The organism is Streptomyces turgidiscabies Car8 (genome assembly GCF_000331005.1).
GTDB lineage: Bacteria > Actinomycetota > Actinomycetes > Streptomycetales > Streptomycetaceae > Streptomyces > Streptomyces turgidiscabies.
Window position 1 is genome coordinate 1 of sequence record NZ_AEJB01000617.1, and the last position, 20,065, is coordinate 20,065.

General features: G+C 70.5%; 18 protein-coding genes. 11 read left to right on the forward strand and 7 right to left on the reverse strand.

Annotation, left to right across the window (positions count from 1 at the left end):
• Nucleotides 1-825, reverse strand: a complete 825-nt coding sequence (locus tag STRTUCAR8_RS42665; protein WP_044473856.1) for a Fic family protein — start codon at nt 823-825, stop codon at nt 1-3.
• 104 nt (nt 826-929) lie between these two features.
• Here STRTUCAR8_RS42665 and STRTUCAR8_RS42670 point away from each other — a divergent pair, with 104 nt between their 5' ends.
• A complete protein-coding gene (locus STRTUCAR8_RS42670) occupies nt 930-1,913 on the forward strand; it encodes an ATP-binding protein (protein ID WP_044473857.1) in 984 nt (327 codons plus the stop codon).
• 25 nt (nt 1,914-1,938) lie between these two features.
• On the opposite strand, the gene STRTUCAR8_RS42675 is transcribed toward STRTUCAR8_RS42670, so the two are convergent.
• On the reverse strand, nt 1,939-3,216 hold the full coding sequence (locus STRTUCAR8_RS42675; protein WP_006382653.1) for a polysaccharide deacetylase family protein: 1,278 nt from the start codon (nt 3,214-3,216) through the stop codon (nt 1,939-1,941).
• Between the two features lie 307 nt (nt 3,217-3,523).
• Here STRTUCAR8_RS42675 and STRTUCAR8_RS42680 point away from each other — a divergent pair, with 307 nt between their 5' ends.
• From STRTUCAR8_RS42680 to STRTUCAR8_RS54895, 6 genes are all read left to right on the forward strand, one after another.
• Entirely contained in the window at nt 3,524-5,968 is a 2,445-nt protein-coding gene (locus tag STRTUCAR8_RS42680; RefSeq protein ID WP_006382655.1) for a bifunctional SulP family inorganic anion transporter/carbonic anhydrase, read from the forward strand.
• 245 nt (nt 5,969-6,213) lie between these two features.
• The gene (gene acs, locus STRTUCAR8_RS42685; RefSeq protein WP_006382664.1) at nt 6,214-8,169 is read left to right on the forward strand and encodes an acetate--CoA ligase; all 1,956 of its coding nucleotides are present in this window, start codon (nt 6,214-6,216) and stop codon (nt 8,167-8,169) included.
• A gap of 182 nt (nt 8,170-8,351) precedes the next feature.
• Complete coding sequence (gene nhaA / locus STRTUCAR8_RS42690; RefSeq protein WP_006382660.1) at nt 8,352-9,803, forward strand: Na+/H+ antiporter NhaA; 1,452 nt, start codon at nt 8,352-8,354, stop codon at nt 9,801-9,803.
• A gap of 120 nt (nt 9,804-9,923) precedes the next feature.
• The gene (locus STRTUCAR8_RS42695) at nt 9,924-10,400 is read left to right on the forward strand and encodes a phage holin family protein (protein ID WP_006382659.1); all 477 of its coding nucleotides are present in this window, start codon (nt 9,924-9,926) and stop codon (nt 10,398-10,400) included.
• Complete coding sequence (locus STRTUCAR8_RS42700) at nt 10,397-11,362, forward strand: alpha/beta fold hydrolase (protein WP_006382665.1); 966 nt, start codon at nt 10,397-10,399, stop codon at nt 11,360-11,362. Before STRTUCAR8_RS42695 ends, STRTUCAR8_RS42700 begins: the two co-directional genes overlap by 4 nt.
• A 177-nt stretch (nt 11,363-11,539) precedes the next feature.
• Nucleotides 11,540-11,719, forward strand: coding sequence for a hypothetical protein (locus STRTUCAR8_RS54895; protein ID WP_078507487.1), 180 nt, complete (start codon nt 11,540-11,542; stop codon nt 11,717-11,719).
• 22 nt (nt 11,720-11,741) lie between these two features.
• On the opposite strand, the gene STRTUCAR8_RS42705 is transcribed toward STRTUCAR8_RS54895, so the two are convergent.
• From STRTUCAR8_RS42705 to nth, 3 genes are all read right to left on the reverse strand, one after another.
• Entirely contained in the window at nt 11,742-12,941 is a 1,200-nt protein-coding gene (locus tag STRTUCAR8_RS42705; protein WP_006382654.1) for a MarP family serine protease, read from the reverse strand.
• Between the two features lie 13 nt (nt 12,942-12,954).
• On the reverse strand, nt 12,955-13,710 hold the full coding sequence (locus tag STRTUCAR8_RS42710) for an NUDIX hydrolase (RefSeq protein ID WP_044473858.1): 756 nt from the start codon (nt 13,708-13,710) through the stop codon (nt 12,955-12,957).
• 88 nt (nt 13,711-13,798) lie between these two features.
• A complete protein-coding gene (gene nth / locus STRTUCAR8_RS42715; RefSeq protein ID WP_006382658.1) occupies nt 13,799-14,797 on the reverse strand; it encodes an endonuclease III in 999 nt (332 codons plus the stop codon).
• A 333-nt stretch (nt 14,798-15,130) separates the two neighbouring features.
• Here nth and STRTUCAR8_RS42720 point away from each other — a divergent pair, with 333 nt between their 5' ends.
• The 3 genes from STRTUCAR8_RS42720 to STRTUCAR8_RS42730 all read left to right on the forward strand — a co-directional run bounded on the left by STRTUCAR8_RS42720 (nt 15,131) and on the right by STRTUCAR8_RS42730 (nt 17,916).
• The gene (locus STRTUCAR8_RS42720) at nt 15,131-15,805 is read left to right on the forward strand and encodes a Crp/Fnr family transcriptional regulator (protein ID WP_006382668.1); all 675 of its coding nucleotides are present in this window, start codon (nt 15,131-15,133) and stop codon (nt 15,803-15,805) included.
• A 146-nt stretch (nt 15,806-15,951) separates the two neighbouring features.
• Nucleotides 15,952-17,031, forward strand: coding sequence for an outer membrane protein assembly factor BamB family protein (locus STRTUCAR8_RS42725; protein WP_006382663.1), 1,080 nt, complete (start codon nt 15,952-15,954; stop codon nt 17,029-17,031).
• A 24-nt stretch (nt 17,032-17,055) separates the two neighbouring features.
• Complete coding sequence (locus tag STRTUCAR8_RS42730; RefSeq protein ID WP_006382666.1) at nt 17,056-17,916, forward strand: nucleotidyltransferase domain-containing protein; 861 nt, start codon at nt 17,056-17,058, stop codon at nt 17,914-17,916.
• A gap of 37 nt (nt 17,917-17,953) precedes the next feature.
• Here STRTUCAR8_RS42730 and STRTUCAR8_RS42735 read toward each other — a convergent pair whose 3' ends face one another.
• Together STRTUCAR8_RS42735 and STRTUCAR8_RS42740 are read right to left on the reverse strand one after the other, a co-directional pair.
• Entirely contained in the window at nt 17,954-18,784 is an 831-nt protein-coding gene (locus STRTUCAR8_RS42735) for an MBL fold metallo-hydrolase (RefSeq protein ID WP_006382667.1), read from the reverse strand.
• Between the two features lie 82 nt (nt 18,785-18,866).
• On the reverse strand, nt 18,867-19,742 hold the full coding sequence (locus STRTUCAR8_RS42740) for an NUDIX hydrolase (protein WP_006382662.1): 876 nt from the start codon (nt 19,740-19,742) through the stop codon (nt 18,867-18,869).
• A gap of 45 nt (nt 19,743-19,787) precedes the next feature.
• Here STRTUCAR8_RS42740 and STRTUCAR8_RS42745 point away from each other — a divergent pair.
• A partial coding sequence (locus STRTUCAR8_RS42745) for an efflux RND transporter permease subunit (protein ID WP_241784721.1) occupies nt 19,788-20,065 on the forward strand: 278 nt, incomplete at its 3' end.

The window sequence follows — 20,065 nt, forward strand, 5'->3', positions numbered from 1 at the left end:
CTACGCCGCCCCGCGTTGCAGTGCCTCGCACACGGCCGTCGATTCACGGGCTCCGAGTTCGACCGCCCGGCCGCAGTGGGCGATCCACCGTGCCATGCCTTCCGGGGTGCCGGAGACATAGCCGTCCAGCGCCGCCAGATAGGCCGCGCGGCCCGGTTCGGCGTGGCCGACCTCTGCCGGGCACACGGACTTCGGGTCGAGGCCGCTGCCGATCAGGACGATCCGCTCCGCCGCACGCGCGACAAGGCCGTTGTGAGAGCCGAAGGGGCGCAGCGCGACGAGTTCGCCGTGCACGACCGCCGCCGTGACCAGGGCGGGGGCCGAGCCTCCCGCGATGATCAGCTCCGCGAGCCCCTCCAGCCGTGCGGACACCTCGGCCGCGCTCGGCAGCGGAAGTTCGACCAATGGCTCGTCGACCGGCTCACCGTCCTGCCGCGGGCGCCCCACCTCGTCGGCCGTACCCGCGGCGGCGACCAGATGCAGCCGGGCCAGGACGCGCAGCGGCGACTGGCGCCAGATGGACAGGAGTTGGCCGGCCTCCGCGGTCAGCCGGAGAGCCGCGCCGACGACCCGGGCCTCGTCGTCACCGCTGAAGTCGGTGCGCCGACGCACCTCTTCGAGGGCCCAGTCGGCACCAGAAAGGGCCGCGGAGCCGCGCGCACCGCGCAGTGCCGCCTCGCCGGTGATCTCGTTGCTGCGCCGCCGCATGATGCGATGCCCGTAGACCCGGTCCACGGCCTTACGTACGGACTCCACGGAGTCGGCCACCCCGGGGAGTGATCCCAGGGCCGCGAGCGGGTCGGCGGTCGCGCCTGTCGTACTCATGAGTACGACCCTACGCACTCCGGGGAGCGGGCCGACCCACGAAGGAGTGGACTTCCTCACGCCCATGGACACGCTGGGCATTCGTTCCACTACCGTTAGTGAACATGAAAATTGCTTTCGTCGGGAAGGGCGGCAGCGGCAAGACGACGCTGTCCTCGCTGTTCGTCCGCCACCTCGCGGCCTCCGGGGCGCCGGTCCTCGCCATCGACGCCGACATCAACCAGCACCTGGGCGCCGCACTCGGCCTCCACGACGCGGAAGCCGCCGCGATCCCCGCGATGGGTGAGCGGATGGAGCTGATCAAGGAATACCTCCGCGGCAGGAACCCGCGGATCTCCTGCGCCGACTCGATGATCAAGACGACGCCGCCCGGCGAGGGCTCGCGGCTGCTGCGGATCCAGGAGACCAATCCGGTGTACGACGCCTGCGCGCGGCCGGTGGAACTCGACGGCGGTGCCGTCCGTTTGATGGTCACCGGCCCGTTCACCGAAGCCGATCTCGGAGTGGCCTGCTACCACTCCAAGACGGGCGCGGTGGAACTGTGCCTGAACCACCTGGTCGACGGCCCGCGTGAGTACGTCGTCGTCGATATGACCGCGGGCTCCGACTCCTTCGCGTCCGGCCTGTTCACCCGGTTCGACATCACGTTCCTCGTCGCCGAACCGACCCGGAAGGGGGTCTCCGTCTACCGCCAGTACAAGGATTACGCACAGGACTTCGGGGTCGCCCTGAAGGTCGTCGGCAACAAGGTGCAGGGCCAGGACGACGTCGACTTCCTCCGTGCCGAGGTCGGGGACGACCTCCTGGGGACGGTCGGGCACTCCGACTGGGTACGCGCCCTGGAGAAGGGCCGGCCCAGCCGGTTCGAGCTTCTGGAGGACACCAACCGGCGTTCCCTGCGCCTCCTGCACACGGCCGTCGACGCCACGTACGAGCTGCGGGACTGGGAGCGCTACACGCACCAGATGGTCCACTTCCACCTGAAGAACGCCCACTCCTGGGCCAACGCGCGTACCGGGGTCGACCTCGCGGCCCAGGTCGACCCCGGTTTCGTACTGACCGAACAGATGGCGGCGACCACCGTCTGAGAACCGCGACCGCCAGGCCTGCCTACTACCGTTTGGCCGCCGGGGCCCCCGGGACTCCCTTGGGCGCCGGCGCGGGGCCTGCCGCCAGGAAGGTCTTCCAGCCCTGCTTCGGGGCTTCGCCCACCGGGAGCGTGCGCAGTTTCTCCAGGGTTCGCGGATCCTGCGCGTCCAGCCAGTCGGCGAGCTGCCGGAAGGAGACGCAGCGGACGTCCGCCTTCGTGCAGACGCGTTCGATGACCTCCTCGACGGCACGCATGTAGACGCCGCCGTTCCAGGACTCGAAGTGGTTGCCGATGAGCAGCGGGGCGCGATTGCCGTCGTGGGCGCGCTCGAAGCCCTTGAGGAGGCCGTCGCGGTACTGGTCGCCCCAGTACTCGTGCCGGCCCTCCCCGCCCGTGCGCGCACCGGACTGGTTCATGTAGAAGTTGTAGTCCATGGTCAGCGTCTCGAAGCGGCGGCCGGGGACCGGGACGAGCTGCATGGACAGGTCCCACAGGCCCTTCTTCTTCGCGGGCCAGAGCTGTTCGTTGACACCGCTCGTGTCGTAGCGGAAGCCCAGTTCACGGGCCGCGCTCATGAAGTTCTTCTGCCCTTCCAGGCAGGGCGTGCGGGCGCCGACGAGTTCCTTCTCGTAGTCGAAGGGCAGCGGGGACGCCTTCTTCATACCCGTGGTGGTCTTCCAGGACTTAACGAAACGTTTCGCCTGGGTGATCTCATCCTTCCAGTCCTCCACCGACCAGTCGCCGACACCTCCGCCGCTGCCGCAGAAGTGGCCGTTGAAGTGGGTGCCGATCTCGCTGCCCTCCAGCCAGGCGAGCCGCAGCTGCTTCACGGTGTCGGCGATGCCCTGCTGGTCGTTGAAACCGATGTCGGAGCGGCCCGGCGAGTGCTGGGGCGGCCGGTAGAGGTCTCGCTTGTCCTCCGGGAGCATGTACACACCGCTCAGGAAGTACGTCATCGCCGCCTTGTTGGCCTTGGCCACCTTGCGGAAGCGGGAGAACAGCCGCTGGCTGTCCTCACCCGCGCCGTCCCAGGAGAAGACGACGAACTGCGGCGGCTTCTGGCCGGGCTTGAGGCGCTCGGGCCTGGGCTGGTAGGGCTGGGCTCCGGTGTACGCGGTGGAGCCGTCCCCGATCAGCCGGACCGCGCTCCTGGGTGCGGGGGCCGGCGCCGCCTTCTTCGCGCCGTGCGTGTCCTCCTTTGCACCGGAGGAGCCGGGGTTTCCCGCGCCGCAGCCGGCGAGTGACACGGCACAGGCCGCGACGGCCATGACGCCTGCGGCGATCCTTTTGGTGACGGCCATCTCCGCCCACCTCTTCCTTCGTTCGGGCCGGCGCTTTCGGGCGCGGCGCCGTCAAGGTCGCACGGGACCAAGAAGGAATTAGTACGACAAGCCGATGAAAAGTTCAGTTCACTCATCGGAGTGATTGATTAACCCATTTGCCCCGAAAATATATACACGCCCTTTACTGTGCATTACGATCCGTTTACTGAGCGTTGAAATATCCCGCCGTTTGCACGCCGTGACCCACGGCCGCGACCCGACCTCCCGCCATCGGCGGGGGGACCACCTGTTCCGCGACCGCGCTGCCCCGGAGGAGACGGGAAACATGTCTGCCTGCGTCCCCACTCGCGCCCCCGACCCGACTCGGACAAAGCGCATGCACCAGCCCCACAGCCCCCCACCGCCGCCGACTCCGCCCCGTCGCTTCCGCGTCGCGGGCGCCGATGTGTCGGCCTCCATCGCGGTCTTCCTGATCGCCCTGCCCCTCTCTCTGGGCATCGCCCTGGCCACCGGCGCCCCGCTCCAGGCCGGCCTCGTCGCCGCCGCCGTCGGCGGGCTCGTCGCCGGACGGCTGGGCGGCTCCCCGCTCCAGGTGAGCGGCCCCGCCGCCGGACTCACCGTCGTCACCGCCGAACTCATCCAGCGGTACGGATGGCGTACGACCTGTGCCATCACCGTCCTCGCGGGGTTCGCTCAACTCGGCCTCGGCTGCCTGCGCGTGGCCCGCACGGCGCTCGCCGTCAGCCCCGCCGTCGTCCACGGCATGCTCGCCGGAATCGGCGTGACCATCGCCGTCGCCCAACTGCACATCGTCCTCGGGGGTACGCCGACGAGCTCGGTCCTCGACAACGTCAGGGCGCTGCCCGCACAACTGGTCGGCCTGCGGCCCGCCGCCGTGTCGATGAGCCTGCTGACCCTGGCCCTGCTGCTGGCCTGGCCACGGATTCCCGGCCGTACGGGGAGCGTTCTGCGCAAGGTGCCGGCCGCGCTCGTCGCCGTCAGCGGCGCCACCCTCACCGCCGCGCTCGCCGGACTGAGCCTGCCCAAGGTCGACCTGCCGTCCTGGCGCAGCCACGCGCTGGCCGGCCTGCCCGAGGGTCCCGTCCTCGGCGTCGCCGCCGCCGTACTCACCGTCACGCTGGTGTGCAGCGTGCAGTCGCTGCTCGGCGCGGTCGCCGTGGACAAGATGGCGGCCTCCCGGCCCGAGCTGCTCACCTCCGGGCGGTCCGGATCCTCGGCCCGCGTCGGCCGCTCCGACCTGAACCGTGAACTGCTCGGCCAGGGCGCCGCCAACGTCGTGTCCGGAGTGCTCGGCGGGCTGCCGGTCGCGGGTGTGGCCGTGCGGAGTTCGGCGAATGTGCAGGCCGGTGCCGTGAGCCGGAACTCCACGATGCTGCACGGCGTTTTCGTAGTAGTCGCCGCGCTGCTGATGGTTCCGATCCTGGAGCTGATCCCGCTCGCCTCACTCGCCGCCCTGGTGATGGCCGTCGGCATCCAGATGGTGTCCCTGCACCACATTCGCACGGTGACCCGCCACCGCGAGGTGCTGGTCTACGCGGTGACAACCCTGGGCGTCGTCGTCTTCGGCGTCCTCGAAGGAGTGATTCTGGGTGTCGCGGTCGCCGTCGCCGTCGCCCTGAACCGCCTCGCCCGCACCCGGATCACCTACGAAGAGAGAGACACGGAGAAGGGAGAAATCCATTACGTACACGTCCGAGGACAGTTGACGTTCCTCGCGGTGCCCCGGCTCAGCCGGACCCTGCACCTCGTCCCCCAAGGGGCCGACGCCGTCGTGGAGTTGGACGGGTCGTTCATGGACCACGCGGCGTACGAATCGCTGCAGCACTGGCAGAGCACGCACACCGCGCAGGGCGGCACCGTCGAGGTGACCGGCCGGGCGGGGACACGTATCGCGGAGCCCGCGGACGACGCCGGCTGCCGCTGCCGGCCCTGGACGCCCTGGCGCAACCATCAGTGCGAGGGCCCGGAGTCCGGCCAGGGGCCCGGGGAGACGGCCATGGGGTTCGGTGGGGCGAGCGGATTCCCCGGCTCGGCCGAGTCGGCGGGCCACGCGGGGTCGGTCGGTGCCGTCGAGCCGAGCGGGCACCAACTGGCGCGCGGTATCAGCGCGTTCCAGCGGAACACCGCACCGCTGGTGCGCGGTGAGCTGGCCAGACTGGCACGTGAGGGGCAGCAGCCCTCGCAGCTGTTCCTGACCTGCGCCGACTCGCGTCTCGTCACGTCGATGATCACCTCCAGTGGTCCCGGCGACCTGTTCGTCGTACGGAACGTCGGCAACCTGGTGCCGCTGCCCGGCGACGAGAGCGGGGACGACTCGGTGTCGGCCGCGATCGAGTACGCGGTGGACGTACTGAAGGTGCGTTCCATCACGGTGTGCGGGCACTCCGGGTGCGGGGCCATGCAGGCGCTGCTGGCCATGGAGCCGGACGGTGCGCAGACGCCGCTCAGGCGGTGGCTGCGCCACGGGCTGCCGAGCCTGGAGCGGATGGCCGCGACGGACCGGCCCTGGGGCCGGCTCGCCGGGCGGGCGCCCGCCGACACCGTCGAGCAGCTCAGCCTGACCAACGTGGTCCAGCAGCTGGAGCACCTCCGGGCGCAGGAGTCGGTGGCGCGGGCGATGCGGGAAGGCGCGCTGGAACTGCACGGAATGTACTTCCACGTGGGTGAGGCGCAGGCGTATCTGCTCACCGGGGAGGCGGACGAGGACAAGGTGTTCGATCATGTGCGGGCGGGCGGGCTCTCCGCTTGAGGGAGCCTGAGAGAAGGGGAAGGGGACGGACGGGTGAACCGGGCGACCATCACGTACGTGACCTTGGTTGTCCCCACTCACCGAGAGGTGTGCCGACGGAATCGGTCGACCTGAAGGGCTGAAAGCCTGAACACCTAAAGGTCTAAACCAATTTTCCGTCGGCCCTTGTCAGCGGGCCCCCCGGTCTGATGAGCTGTGGCCTGGGACACAACGGCCGCCTGGCAAAGGACGGTAAGGGAGATGTCGTGAGCAACGAAAGCCTGGCCAACCTGCTCAAGGAAGAGCGCAGGTTCGCGCCACCCGCCGAGCTGGCCGCAGCTGCCAACGTCACGGCGGAGGCGTACGAACAGGCCAAGGCTGACCGGCTCGGCTTCTGGGCCGCGCAGGCCCGCCGGCTGACCTGGGCCACCGAGCCGACCGAGACGCTGGACTGGTCGAACCCGCCGTTCGCCAAGTGGTTCAAGGACGGCAGCCTCAACGTCGCGTACAACTGCGTCGACCGGCATGTCGAGGCAGGGAACGGCGACCGGGTCGCCATCCACTTCGAGGGGGAGCCCGGTGACAGCCGGGCGATCACCTACGCCGAGCTCAGGGACGAGGTCTCCAAGGCCGCCAACGCCCTGCTGGAGCTGGGAGTCGAGAAGGGCGACCGGGTCGCCGTCTACATGCCGATGATCCCGGAGACGGCGATCGCGATGCTCGCCTGCGCCCGTATCGGCGCCGCGCACAGTGTCGTCTTCGGCGGGTTCTCCGCGGACGCGCTCGCCACCCGTATCCAGGACGCGGACGCCAAGGTCGTCATCACCACCGACGGCGGCTACCGGCGCGGCAAGCCCTCCGCGCTCAAGCCGGCCGTCGACGCCGCCGTCGAGCGCGTCGACAACGTGGAGCATGTGCTCGTCGTCCGCCGTACCGGGCAGGACGTGGAGTGGCACGACGGCCGGGACGTGTGGTGGCACGAGATCGTCGAGCGGCAGAGCAGCGAGCACACGCCCGAGGCGTTCGAGGCCGAGCAGCCGCTGTTCATCCTCTACACCTCGGGTACGACGGGTAAGCCCAAGGGCATCCTGCACACCTCCGGCGGCTACCTCACCCAGGCCGCCTACACCCACCACGCCGTCTTCGACCTCAAGCCGGAGACCGACGTCTACTGGTGCACGGCCGACGTCGGCTGGGTCACCGGGCACTCGTACATCGTGTACGGGCCGCTGGCCAACGGCGCGACCCAGGTCATGTACGAGGGGACGCCGGACACCCCGCACCAGGGGCGCTTCTGGGAGATCATCCAGAAGTACGGGGTGACGATCCTCTACACGGCGCCGACCGCGATCCGTACGTTCATGAAGTGGGGCGACGACATCCCCGCCAAGTTCGACCTCTCCTCCCTGCGGGTGCTGGGGTCGGTGGGCGAGCCGATCAACCCCGAGGCGTGGATCTGGTACCGCAAGCACATCGGCGGCGACGTGACGCCGATCGTCGACACCTGGTGGCAGACCGAGACCGGCGCCATGATGATCTCCCCGCTGCCCGGCGTGACCGAGACCAAGCCGGGGTCCGCGCAGCGTGCGCTGCCGGGGATCTCCGCGACCGTCGTCGACGACGAGGCACGCGAGGTGCCCGACGGAGGTGGCGGCTACCTCGTCCTCACCGAGCCGTGGCCGTCCATGCTGCGCACCATCTGGGGCGACGACCAGCGGTTCCTCGACACCTACTGGTCCCGTTTCGAGGGCAAGTACTTCGCGGGTGACGGCGCGAAGAAGGACGACGACGGCGACATCTGGCTGCTCGGGCGCGTGGACGACGTCATGCTCGTCTCCGGGCACAACATCTCGACGACGGAGGTCGAGTCGGCGCTGGTGTCCCACCCCTCCGTCGCCGAGGCAGCCGTGGTGGGCGCCGCCGACGAGACGACCGGGCAGGCCATCGTCGCCTTCGTCATCCTGCGCGGCACGGCCTCCGAGACCGAAGGCCTCGTCGCCGAACTGCGCAACCACGTCGGTGACGTCCTCGGCCCGATCGCCAAGCCCAAGCGCATCCTGCCGGTCGCGGAACTCCCCAAGACCCGCTCCGGCAAGATCATGCGCCGCCTGCTGCGTGATGTCGCCGAGAACCGGGAACTGGGTGACGTGACCACCCTGACCGACTCCACCGTCATGGACCTCATCCAGACGAAGCTGCCCGCGGCGGGCAGCGAAGACTGAGCGAGGACTGAGCAGGGAGCAGAAGAGCACAGGAGGGTTTCCTCCGGGCGGTGTATTCCCCGCACCTTGGGTAGGCTGATGATCGCGTCAACAACGCGACAAGATCCGCGAGGATCGCCAAGGTGCGCCGGGAAGTCTGGTCGGCATGTGTTCCGTGCTGCCCACCGACCGGAGGTCTCCCCGTGGCCACCCCCCGCACCGCCACCCGCAAGCTCCTCGGACGGCTCTCGCTGCCCGAGCGGACGTTCGTCGCGGAGGCCCTGCGGACCGAGACCGTCGGTGGGGTGCTGCTGCTCGTCGCCGCGGTCGCCGCGCTGATCTGGGCGAACAGCCCGATCAAGGACACCTACGAGGCAGTCCTCGACCTGCATGTGGGGCCCGCCGCCCTCGGGCTCGACCTCTCCCTCCAGCACTGGGCCGCCGACGGACTGCTCGCGATCTTCTTCTTCGTCGCCGGTATCGAACTCAAGCGCGAACTCGTCGCCGGGGATCTGCGCGACCCGAGGGCCGCCGCGCTGCCCGTCGTCGCCGCCCTGTGCGGAATGGCCGTACCCGCGCTCGTCTACGCCCTCACCAACGTCACCGGCGGCGGTTCGCTCGCCGGCTGGGCCGTGCCGACGGCCACCGACATCGCCTTCGCGCTCGCCGTGCTCGCCGTCATCGGTACGTCCCTGCCGAGTGCCCTGCGCGCGTTCCTGCTCACGCTCGCCGTCGTCGACGACCTCTTCGCCATCCTGATCATCGCGGTCTTCTTCACCGACGGGCTGAACTTCGCCGCGCTCGGCGGCGCGCTCGTCGGCCTCGCCGTCTTCTGGGTGCTGCTGCGCAAGGGCGTACGCGGCTGGTACGTGTACGTCCCGCTCGCGCTCGTCATCTGGGGGCTGATGTACAACAGCGGCATCCACGCCACCATCGCCGGTGTCTCGATGGGCCTGATGCTGCGGTGCACGACCCGCACCGAGGACGGGGAGGAGTGTTCGCCCGGCGAGCAGGTCGAACATCTGGTGCGGCCCCTGTCGGCCGGTCTCGCCGTGCCGTTGTTCGCCCTGTTCAGCGCGGGTGTCTCGGTGTCCGGCGGAGTGCTGGGGGACGTGTTCACGCAGCCCGAGACGCTCGGGGTCGTGCTCGGGCTCGTCGTCGGGAAGACGGTCGGGATCTTCGGCGGGACCTGGCTGACGGCACGTTTCACCCGAGCCTCGCTCAGCGACGACCTCGCCTGGGCCGACGTCTTCGCCGTCGCCTCGCTCGCCGGCATCGGGTTCACCGTCTCACTGCTGATCGGCGAACTCGCGTTCGACGGCGATCCCGCGCTCACCGACGGGGTCAAGGCCGCCGTCCTGACCGGCTCACTCATCGCCACGCTCGCCGCGACCGTACTGCTGAAGGTACGGAACGCCAGGTACCGCAGGCTGTGCGAGGCGGAGGAGCGTGACGACGACCTCGACGGCATCCCCGACATCTACGAGGAGCACGATCCGGCGTACCACCTGCGCATGGCCGACATCTACGAGGGGAAGGCGGCAGAACACCGGCGTATCGCCGGGCTCAGGGCCGCCGAACTGGAGGCCGCCGAACGGGACCGGCTTGCCGAAGTGGTGGGCGGGGCGGGCGACGAGGGTGACGGTCCGGCATGATCTGACACGTAGACGTCGGACACGCGGACGTCAGACACGTTGTCAGGTGCGTACGCCAGGCGCGTACGTTCGGACAGTTGAGTAAAAGACCAAGATGACCAAAACAACAGGGAGATCTCGATGAGCGCACCCGACGGCAGCCCGGTCGGCGCCGAACGCAGCATCGGCCAGTTGTTCGCCTCGGCGACGACCGAGATGTCCGCGCTGGTGCACGACGAGATCGCACTGGCGAAAGCCCAGCTCAAGCAGGATGTGAAGCGCGGCGCGACAAGCGGCGGTGCGTTCACGGTGGCCGGCACCGTACTGCTGTTCTCCCTGCCGATGCTCAACTTCGCGCTGGCGTACGCCATTCGGACCTGGAGCGACTGGAATCTCGCGGTCTGCTTCCTGCTGTCGTTCGCCGCGAACGTCCTGATCGCCCTTCTCCTGGTGCTGGTCGGCGTCGTCTTCGCGAAGAAGGCCAAGAAGAGCAAGGGCCCGCAGAAGGTCGCCGCGTCCATGAAGGAGACGGCGGGCGTCCTCCAGAAGGCCAAGCCGCACCCCCGGCCCGCCCCGGTGAGTGACGCGGTCGAGGTTGTGGCACGCTCGTCCTCATGACGGACCCCGCCACACCCCCGGCGCAACCCGCATCACCCCAGCCCGCCTCGGCCGTACGGCTCGACCTTCCCGGCGGGCGCGAGGTGATCCACCGGGACGTCGCCGCGAACGGCGCCCGGTTCCACATCGCCGAGCTGGGTGACGGGCCGCTGGTCATGCTCGTGCACGGGTTCCCGCAGTTCTGGTGGACATGGCGGCACCAGCTGGCGGCCCTCGCCGACGCCGGTTTCCGGGCCGTCGCCATGGACCTGCGGGGTGTGGGCGGCAGCGACCGTACGCCCCGGGGTTACGACCCCGCGAACCTCGCCCTCGACATCACCGGCGTCGTACGGTCCCTGGGCGAGCCCGATGCCGCGCTGGTCGGGCACGACCTGGGCGGATACCTGGCGTGGACGGCCGCGGTGATGCGCCCCAAGCTGGTCCGCCGGCTCGTGGTGTCCTCGATGCCCCACCCCCGGCGCTGGCGCTCGGCGATGCTCTCCGACGTCAGGCAGACGGCCGCCGGCTCCTACATCTGGGGGTTCCAGCGGCCCTGGCTCCCGGAGCGGCAGCTCGTCGCGGACGACGGGGCGCTCGTCGGGCGGCTGATCCGGGACTGGTCGGGGCCGAGACTGCCGGACGACGAGGCGGTGGAGGCGTACCGCGCGGCCATGTGCATCCCGTCCACCGCGCACTGCGCGATCGAGCCGTACCGCTGGATGGTCCGCTCGATGGCCCGTCCGGACGGCATCCAGTTCAACCGGCGCATGAAGCGGCCGGTGCGGGTGCCGACACTGCATCTGCACGGTTCACTCGATCCGGTGCTGCGCACACGCAGCGCGGCCGGCTCCGGAGAGTACGTCGAAGCGCCGTACCGCTGGCGCCTGTTCGACGGCCTGGGACACTTCCCGCACGAGGAGGATCCGGTCGCCTTCTCTACGGAACTGGTGAACTGGTTGAAGGACCCCGAACCGGACCGGTGAGCAGGTCGATGGCCGGACCGGTGATCGGCGTCAGGACCCGACCCGTGACCGTGTCGGTACGGCCGGTATCCGGGGACGGGAACAGCTGTACTACGAACGGCCAATTGCCCGGCGCATAGGCCAATTCGGGGCCCGTGGGGCGGTTATCGACCTTGGGGCAGGGGCAGACGTCGAGGTATGGGCTGGACGCACGACTACAGTGACGCACCACGCAATCGCCGCTCGGGTCATGGCCTGAGCTTCCACCAAGGAGGTTCCCCGCACCTCGCGGGGACCGACCTGAGGGTGGGAATCCCGCGCATCCTGCGCCGCCGGGCCCGTTGGGTCTCGGTGCGCCTGCGCCACCCCCGTCCCTGAACCCCGTACCCCCGTACCGGGCTCAGAGCGCGCAGCTGTCGCTGTCCACCTGCTGGTTGGCGGTGCGCCCCTGGGCGATGTCCTTCTGGATCTCGTCCGCCGTGAGCGCGTAACCGGTGTCCGGGTCGTCGAGGGACTTCGCGAAGACCACGCCGTACACCTTGCCGTCAGGCGTGAGCAGCGGGCCGCCGGAGTTGCCCTGGCGGACGGTCGCGTACAGGGAGTAGACATCGCGGCGGACCGTGCCGCGGTGGTAGATGTCCGGGCCGCTGGCCGTGATGCGACCACGCACGCGCGCGGGACGGACGTCGTACGCCCCGTTCTCCGGGAAACCGGCGACGATCGCGCTCTTTCCGCTGTTCGCGTCCTCGGTCGAGAACTGCAGCGCGGGCGCTCGCAGATCGGGTACGTCGAGGACGGCGATGTCGCGCTCCCAGTCGTAGAGGACGACCGTCGCGTCGTACTTCCTGCCCTCGCCGCCTATCTGGACGGTGGGCTCGTCGACGCCGCCGACCACGTGCGCGTTGGTCATCACGCGCCGCCGGCCGAAGACGAAGCCGGTGCCTTCCAGGACCTTGCCGCAGCTCTGGGCGGTGCCCATGACCTTGACGATGGAACGCTGGGCGTTGACGGCGACCGCGCTGTTGGCGAGCGCGGGGTCGGGCGGGTCGACGTCCTTGATGGGCTCGTCGGAGAACGGGCTGAAGACCTGCGGGAAGCCGTTCTGCGCGAGGACCGAGGTGAAGTCCTTGAACCAGGTGTCGGCATCGGAGGGCAGCACCTCCTGCACCCCGGCCAGCACCTTGGAGCCGCGGACCTCCTTGCCCACCGTGGGCATGGTGGTCTGCGCGAGGGCGGCGCCGATCAGCCAGGCGACCAGAAGCATGGCGACGACGTTGACGAGGGCCCCGCCGGTCGCGTCGAGGGCGCGGGCGGGCGACCAGGTGATGAACCGGCGCAGTTTGTTGCCGAGGTGAGTGGTCAGGGCCTGGCCGACGGAGGCGCAGACGATCACGATGACGACCGCGACGACGGCGGCGGTCGTGTTCACCTCGGCCTCGTCGGTCACGCCGTCCCAGACGACGGGCAGCAGATAGACGGCGACGAGACCGCCGCCGAGGAAGCCGATCACCGACAGGATGCCGACGACGAAGCCCTGGCGGTAGCCCACGATCGCGAACCACACAGCGGCGACCAGCAACAAGATGTCCAGCACGTTCACGAGGGCCACCCTGTCACGCGCGCCAGTCGAGCGGGACCTGCTTGTTCCTGTCCCAGGGGCGCTCCCAGCCCGAGTAGTGCAGCAGCCGGTCGATGATCCCGGCCGTGAAGCCCCACACGAGGGCCGATTCGACCAGAAATGCCGGACCCTTGTGGCCACTTGGGTGTACGGCGGTCGCACGGTTGGCCGGATCCGTGAGATCCGCCACGGGGACCGTGAAGACCCGGGCCGTCTCGTTCGGGTCGACGACCCCCACCGGCGTCGGCTCGCGCCACCAGCCCAGCACGGGCGTGACGACGAAGCCGCTCACCGGGATGTAGAGCTTGGGCAGTACGCCGAAGAGCTGAACGCCGGCCGGGTCGAGCCCGGTCTCCTCCTCGGCCTCGCGCAACGCGGCCCGCAACGGCCCGTCGCCCTGCGGATCGCCGTCCTCGGGATCGAGGGCGCCGCCGGGGAAGGACGGCTGACCGGCGTGGGAGCGCAGCGAACTGGCCCGCTCCATGAGCAGCAGTTCGGGGGCTACTTCGCCCTCCCCTCCGACGCCACTACCGATGACGCCGTCACCGCCGTCTCCGGTCTTTCTGTCGCCCTCCCCGAAGAGGATCAGTACGGCGGACTGGCGGCCCGCGCCGTCCTCGGGCGGCAGGAAGCGGCTCAGCTGGAGCGGCTCGACCGTCTCGACGGCGTGCACCACCGGATCGAGCCAGCCGGGCAGGCCCACCTTGCTGAGCGTCGCCTCGCCGCCTTGTGTGTTGCTCGCGCGCGTCACCGCCACCCCCGTTCTGCTGCTTTCAACGCCTGCGGCCGCCCCGTTGGTTCCGTCGATGGCACCCGGCTCCCAGGCGTCACCGCGGGCCTCATCCGGCCCCCAGCGGCGGTGCCGGGATGCCGCCCGCGTCGAGGTACGCCTGCGGCGGGTTCAGCCGCTGGCCGGGGAAGCCGCCCTTCTCGTACTTCAGGAGCTTCTGGGCCTTCTCCGGGTCCGTCTCGCCCTCCCCGTACGCCGGGCAGAGCGGGGCGAGCGGGCAGGCGCCGCAGGCGGGCTTGCGGGCGTGACAGATACGGCGGCCGTGGAAGATCACGTGATGCGACAGCATCGTCCAGTCGCTCTTGGGGAAGAGCGCGCCGACAGCGGCCTCGATCTTGTCCGGGTCCTTCTCCGCCGTCCACCTCCAGCGGTGCACGAGCCGCTGGAAGTGCGTGTCCACGGTGATACCGGGGCGCCCGAAGGCGTTGCCGAGCACGACGAAGGCGGTCTTACGGCCCACACCGGGGAGTTTGACGAGGTCTTCGAGCCGGCCGGGGACCTCGCCGCCGAACTCCTCCGCCAGGGCCTTCGACAGCCCTATGACGGACCTGGTCTTGGCCCGGAAGAACCCGGTCGGGCGCAGGATCTCCTCGACCTCCTCGGGGTTGGCGACGGCCAGGTCCTCGGGGGTGGGGTACTTGGCGAAGAGGGCCGGGGTCGTCTGGTTGACCCGCAGGTCGGTGGTCTGGGCCGACAGGACCGTGGCGACGAGGAGTTGGAAGGAGTTCTCGAAGTCCAGCTCGGGGTGGGCGTACGGATAGACCTCGGCGAGCTCACGGTCGATCCGGCGAGCACGCCGGACGAGAGCGGTGCGTGACTCGTCGCGGGGCGGCTTCACGGAGGAGGCCTTCTTCGCAGCGGCGGACGCGGCCCTCTTGGCCGGCGCGGCCTTCTTCGCAGCCGCCGTCGCGGCTCTTTTCGTCGGCTCGGCCTTCTTAGCCGGCGCGGCCTTCCGCACCGATCCCGCGGACCCCTCTTCCAGGGCCCCCTCGGGTGCCGTTCCAGCCACCTCGGTCGCCCCGGTCACCTTCTTGGCGGCTTTCTCCACCGACATCACCTCTGCCGCTTTCTACGCATTCCGGCCCCCACCCGTACCCTGTTCGCCCACAGCGGAATCGCACTCTGCGGCCACCCGCTCAGCCCCCTCGGCCTGTGCTCCCACCGGCGATTTGGACACCCGGCCAGCCTAGAGCCCGGCACTGACATCCGCCCCGGACCCTGAAGATCGGCGCCCAATTGGCCCCCTGCCACACTGGTGGGGACACCCGTACGGCATCCTTGTGACAGATCACACTGTTTGGACCGCCCGGCAAGATGGGGAACACGGTCCCCGTTAACCGGGGAGCAAGATCCCCTGAGCAGGTCGACAAGGAGAGAACTCGTGGACGACGTTCTGCGGCGCGCCCCGCTCTTCGCGGCGCTCGATGACGAGCAGGCCGCGGAGCTCCGCGCCTCCATGAGTGAGGTGACCCTCGCGCGCGGTGACGCCCTTTTTCACGAGGGCGACCCGGGTGACCGGCTTTACGTGGTCACCGAGGGCAAGGTCAAGCTTCACCGCACGTCCCCGGACGGGCGCGAGAACATGCTGGCCGTCCTCGGCCCCGGTGAGCTGATCGGCGAGCTGTCGCTGTTCGACCCGGGCCCCCGCACCGCCACGGCCACCGCACTGACCGAGGTCAAACTGCTCGGCCTCGGCCACGGCGACCTCCAGCCCTGGCTGAACGCCCGCCCCGAGGTGGCCGCCGCGCTTCTGCGCGCAGTCGCCCGGCGCCTGCGCAAGACCAACGACCAGATGTCCGACCTGGTCTTCTCCGACGTGCCGGGCCGTGTCGCGCGCGCCCTGCTCGACCTCTCGCGCCGCTTCGGCGTGCAGTCGGAGGAGGGCATCCACGTGGTGCACGACCTGACGCAGGAGGAGCTGGCACAGCTCGTCGGCGCCTCCCGCGAGACGGTCAACAAGGCGCTCGCCGACTTCGCGGGCCGCGGCTGGCTGCGCCTGGAGGCGCGGGCCGTGATCCTGCTGGACGTGGAGCGGCTGGCGAAGCGTTCGCGCTAGCCGGGAGCCGTCCGTACGTACGAGAGGGGCCCTGCCGCATGGCGGGGTCCCTCTCGCATTCGACGGGTTCAACGGGTTCACCGGGGCGGGGGCCACGCGGTGACGAGACGTGTCGCACGGAAGCACGGAACCAAGGGGTGAGTGGGATGCACCAGGACAGAGCGCCCGAGTCGGTCTGGGAGGCCGCACCGGAGCCCGCGAAACGCAGACTGCGCCTCTTCCGCCGGGACCCGGAGGCGCAGACACTGTGGCAGTCCGAGTTCGAACAGCAGGACCTGGGCGAGCCGCTGGGCCTGTGGGCGACGGACCAGGCAGTGGCCCTGGCCCGCTTCGACCACGTCACCGCGTACGCACCGGCGACCGGTGAGCCTCTCTGGAGCTGGCAGCCGCCCGGCCAGGACGTGATCGTCCGGGTGACCGAGGACGCCGAGGACGGTCTGGGCGTCGTACTGCACCACGACGACGGCGACGCTCACGCCCAGCACGTCCGCCTCACCGCCCTCGACCTCGGCTCCGGAGCCGTGGCCTGGTCACGCGAGCAGCCGAAGGACCGGCTGGGGTACGTCGGCGCCGACCACGCGCGCGACGTGGCGATCGGCGGCGGCCGGATAGCAACGGTCCGTGGCGGGAAGGCGGGCGCGCCTCCGTTCGTGCGCTGTCTCGACGCGCGCACAGGCGCCGTCCAGTGGGAACGGTCGCTCCCGGACCACTGGGGCGGCTCCTTCTCCGTCCTGGCGACCGACCCGCCCGTCCTGTCCGTCCGTAACCGCGGCAAGCGGTCCCGCCCCCGGCTGTACGTGGTGCGCGAGGACGGGGAGTGGTACGTCGAACTTCCGGCCGGATACAAGGACTTCGGGCCCGTCGTCGCCGTCGTCGGAGACACGCTCGCCGTCGGACTCGAACCGGACGACCCCGCCGACGACGAGAAGAGCGCCGACACGGTCCTGCGCGCCTACTCCGTCCCGACCGGCGAGCAGCTCTGGGAATGGCGCACCGATCACGGCCGTACGCTCCATCCGCTGGCCCACCGCGGGTACCTCATGGTGGGCAACGGCTACGGCAGCCGGGTGACCGTCCTCGACCCCACCGACGGCCGGGTCGTCGCGGAGCGCAGACTGCCCGGCTTCAGCTACCGGGCCCGGTACGCCGCCTGGGACGACCGTCTCGCCGTGGTGTGCCACGCGGTGAGCGAGACCCGGCGCGTGCGCGTGTTCCGCTGGAAGTGACGAAAGCGACGGACGTCGACGGGCGTGACGGAAGAGACGGACGCGTACGGGGCGGCACCGCGTCCGGGGCTGGACCGGGAGGGGTTCATCCTCCGTGAGGGCTCCCTCGCGCGCGTGCCGCCCGCCTTCCGGCCCGTCGTCGATGCGGCCCGCGACCGGGTCGTCGACGTCTTCGGGACACGGCTGCACAGCGCGTACGTCTACGGGTCGATCCCACGCGGCACCGCGCGCGTGGGCCACAGCGACCTGGACCTGCTGCTCGCACTGCGCGAGGAGCCCACGGAGACGGACCGGGCGGCCGCCCGTGCACTGGACTCGGCGCTCGACAACGAGTTCGGGCAGATCGACGGCTCCGGCACCCTGCTGGTCTCCCGGGCCCAAGTGCTGAGCGACCTGGAGAGACACGACCTGGGCTGGTTCGTGGCCTGCCTCTGCACACCCCTCCACGGCGAGGACCTCGCCCGGCACCTGCCCCGCTACCGCCCCGACTCGCTCCTCGCCCGCGAGACCAACGGCGACCTGGCCCCGTGTCTCCCCCGCTGGCGGCGCCTGATCGCCGAGGCGACCGCCTCGGGAGCTCCTCCGGGGGCGGTACGCGCACGCGTGCGCGTCATTTCCCGCCGCCTGGTGCGTACCGGCTTCACGCTCGTGATGCCTCGCTGGGAGGGCTGGACGAGCGACCTGCACGAGATGGCCGAGGCGTTCGCCGCGTACTACCCGGAGTGGGGCCCGCGCATGAGGGAGGCGGCGGCGCTGGGACTCCGGCCGACGGACGATCCGGCTGTCCTGCGGTCGTTCCTCTGTTCGCACGTCGAAGAGCTGGGTGTGTGGCTGAGTGCGGAGTACGCGCGCGTGCACGGCGTCAAGGCGCCCAGGCCCGGCTGACAGCGGCCGTCGACTGAGTGACCGAGGGGCTGAGTGACTAGATGAGGCCGTGCTCGCGCAGGTACTCCAGCTGGGCCCGTACGGACAGTTCGGCGGCCGGCCACAGGGAGCGGTCCACGTCCGCGTACACGTGGGCGACGACCTCCGCGGAGCCGGTGTAGCCGTTCTCGACCGCCGTCTCGACCTGGGCGAGCCGGCTGGCTCGGTGGGCGAGGTAGAACTCGACGGCCCCCTGCGCGTCGTCCAGGACGGGACCGTGGCCCGGCAGGACGATGTGCACGCCGTCGTCCACCGTCAGGGACCTGAGCCGCCGCAGGGAGTCCAGATAGTCCCCCAGGCGGCCGTCAGGATGGGCCACCAAGGTCGTTCCGCGCCCCAGGACGGTGTCACCCGTCAGGACGGCCCGATCGGCCGGGAGATGGAAGCACAGCGAGTCCGATGTGTGCCCCGGCGTCGGTACGACCCTCAGCTCCAGCCCGCCAACGGTCACGACGTCCCCGTGGCCGAGTCCCTCGTCCCCCAGCCGCAGCGCCGGATCGAGCGCCCGCACACGCGTCCCCGTCAGTTCGGCGAAGCGCCCGGCGCCCTCCGCGTGGTCCGGATGCCCGTGCGTGAGCAGGGTCAGCGCGACCCGCTTGCCGGCCTTCCGCGCGGTGTCGACGACATGCCTGAGGTGTACGTCGTCCAGGGGCCCCGGGTCGACGACGACGGCCAGTTCGGAATCGGGCTCCGAGACGATCCAGGTGTTCGTCCCGTCGAGCGTCATCGCGGAGGCGTTGGGCGCGAGGACGTTGACCGCGCGCGCGGTCGCGGGGCCCGAGAGAACCCCGCCGCGCGGCTGGCCGGGGAGAGCGGCGGCTTCGGTCATGCGGGGGCACCTGCCAGGGGGTGGGTGGGGTGTGTGTGCGTGTTCGCGGCTGGGGGTGAGGGTGGGGTTGGTGGTAGCGCGGTCATGCGGAGGGTCCCGCGAGCGGGATGTGCTTGGTGAACTCCTCGTGGCCCGGCCAGGCGAGCACGATCTCACCGTCCTCCAGGCTGGCCCTGGCCAGGACAGGTTCCAGGTCGCACTCCAGGGCCCCGGCGAGGGCCCCGGACACGCTGCCGTACGGTGCCAGCGCTCGCAGGGTCGCGATCGTGGGCGGCAGCATCAGCAGCTCACCCTTGTCGTACGAGGCCGCCGCGGTGGCCGGTTCGATCCACACCGTGCGGTCCGCCTCCGTGGAGGCGTTGCGGGTGCGCTGGCCCTGCGGGAGCGCGGCGACGAAGAACCACGTGTCGTAGCGGCGGGACTCGAACTCCGGGGTGATCCAGCGGGCCCACGCCCCGAGGAGGTCCGAGCGGAGCACCAGTCCACGGCGGTCCAGGAACTCGGCGAAGGACAGTTCCCGGGCGACCAGGGCCGCGCGGTCCGCCTCCCAGTCGTCGCCCGTGGTGTCGCCGACCACGGAATCGGCCGCCGGGCCCGCGAGCAGGACGCCCGCCTCCTCGTACGTCTCCCGTACGGCGGCGCATACGACCGCCTGCGCGGACGTCTCGTCGGTGCCCAGGCCCAGCCGGGACGCCCACCACGCGCGCGTGGGGCCCGCCCAGCGGATCAGGTGGTCGTCGTCGCGCGGGTCGACCCCGCCGCCCGGATACGCGTACGCGCCCCCGGCGAAGGCCATGGAGGCGCGTCTGCGCAGCATGTGGACGACGGGGCCGGTGTCGGTGTCCTTCAGGAGCATGACGGTGGCCGCGCGCTTGGGGGTGACCGGGGTGAGGGTGCCTTCGGCGAGCCCGCGGATGAGGTCCGGCCACTCCGGTGGGTACCACTGCCCGTTTGCCATGGGCGGAGGCTATCCGGTGGTGGGCGCATGTTCGAGGTCGCGAGGGTGCTTTCGCCCCCGCCGCCCCTACCCGTCCCATCCTCTGGCGGCTACGGCGAGGAGCGCCAGGAGGCGATCCTCAAGGCCGTCCGGGAGGTAGCGGGCGCGGTCACGTCCTCGACGCTCACGACGGTCGCCGTCTTCCTGCCGATCGGCCTGGTCGGCGGTATGGTCGGCCAGCTGTTCGGCGCGTTCAGCCTGACGGTCACGGCGGCCCTGCTGGCGTCGCTCCTGGTCTCCCTCACGGTCGTCCCGGTCCTGTCCTACTGGTTCCTGCGCGCCCC

Coding starts and splice junctions, on each gene's coding strand:
- STRTUCAR8_RS42675 (WP_006382653.1), bottom strand. CDS start 3,216: ATGGCCGTCACCAAAAGGATCGCCGCAGGCGTCATGGCCGTCGCGGCC.
- STRTUCAR8_RS42725 (WP_006382663.1), top strand. CDS start 15,952: ATGCACCAGGACAGAGCGCCCGAGTCGGTCTGGGAGGCCGCACCGGAG.
- STRTUCAR8_RS42665 (WP_044473856.1), bottom strand. CDS start 825: ATGAGTACGACAGGCGCGACCGCCGACCCGCTCGCGGCCCTGGGATCA.
- STRTUCAR8_RS42700 (WP_006382665.1), top strand. CDS start 10,397: ATGACGGACCCCGCCACACCCCCGGCGCAACCCGCATCACCCCAGCCC.
- STRTUCAR8_RS42740 (WP_006382662.1), bottom strand. CDS start 19,742: ATGGCAAACGGGCAGTGGTACCCACCGGAGTGGCCGGACCTCATCCGC.
- STRTUCAR8_RS42735 (WP_006382667.1), bottom strand. CDS start 18,784: ATGACCGAAGCCGCCGCTCTCCCCGGCCAGCCGCGCGGCGGGGTTCTC.
- STRTUCAR8_RS42670 (WP_044473857.1), top strand. CDS start 930: ATGAAAATTGCTTTCGTCGGGAAGGGCGGCAGCGGCAAGACGACGCTG.
- STRTUCAR8_RS42680 (WP_006382655.1), top strand. CDS start 3,524: ATGTCTGCCTGCGTCCCCACTCGCGCCCCCGACCCGACTCGGACAAAG.
- STRTUCAR8_RS54895 (WP_078507487.1), top strand. CDS start 11,540: ATGGGCTGGACGCACGACTACAGTGACGCACCACGCAATCGCCGCTCG.
- STRTUCAR8_RS42695 (WP_006382659.1), top strand. CDS start 9,924: ATGAGCGCACCCGACGGCAGCCCGGTCGGCGCCGAACGCAGCATCGGC.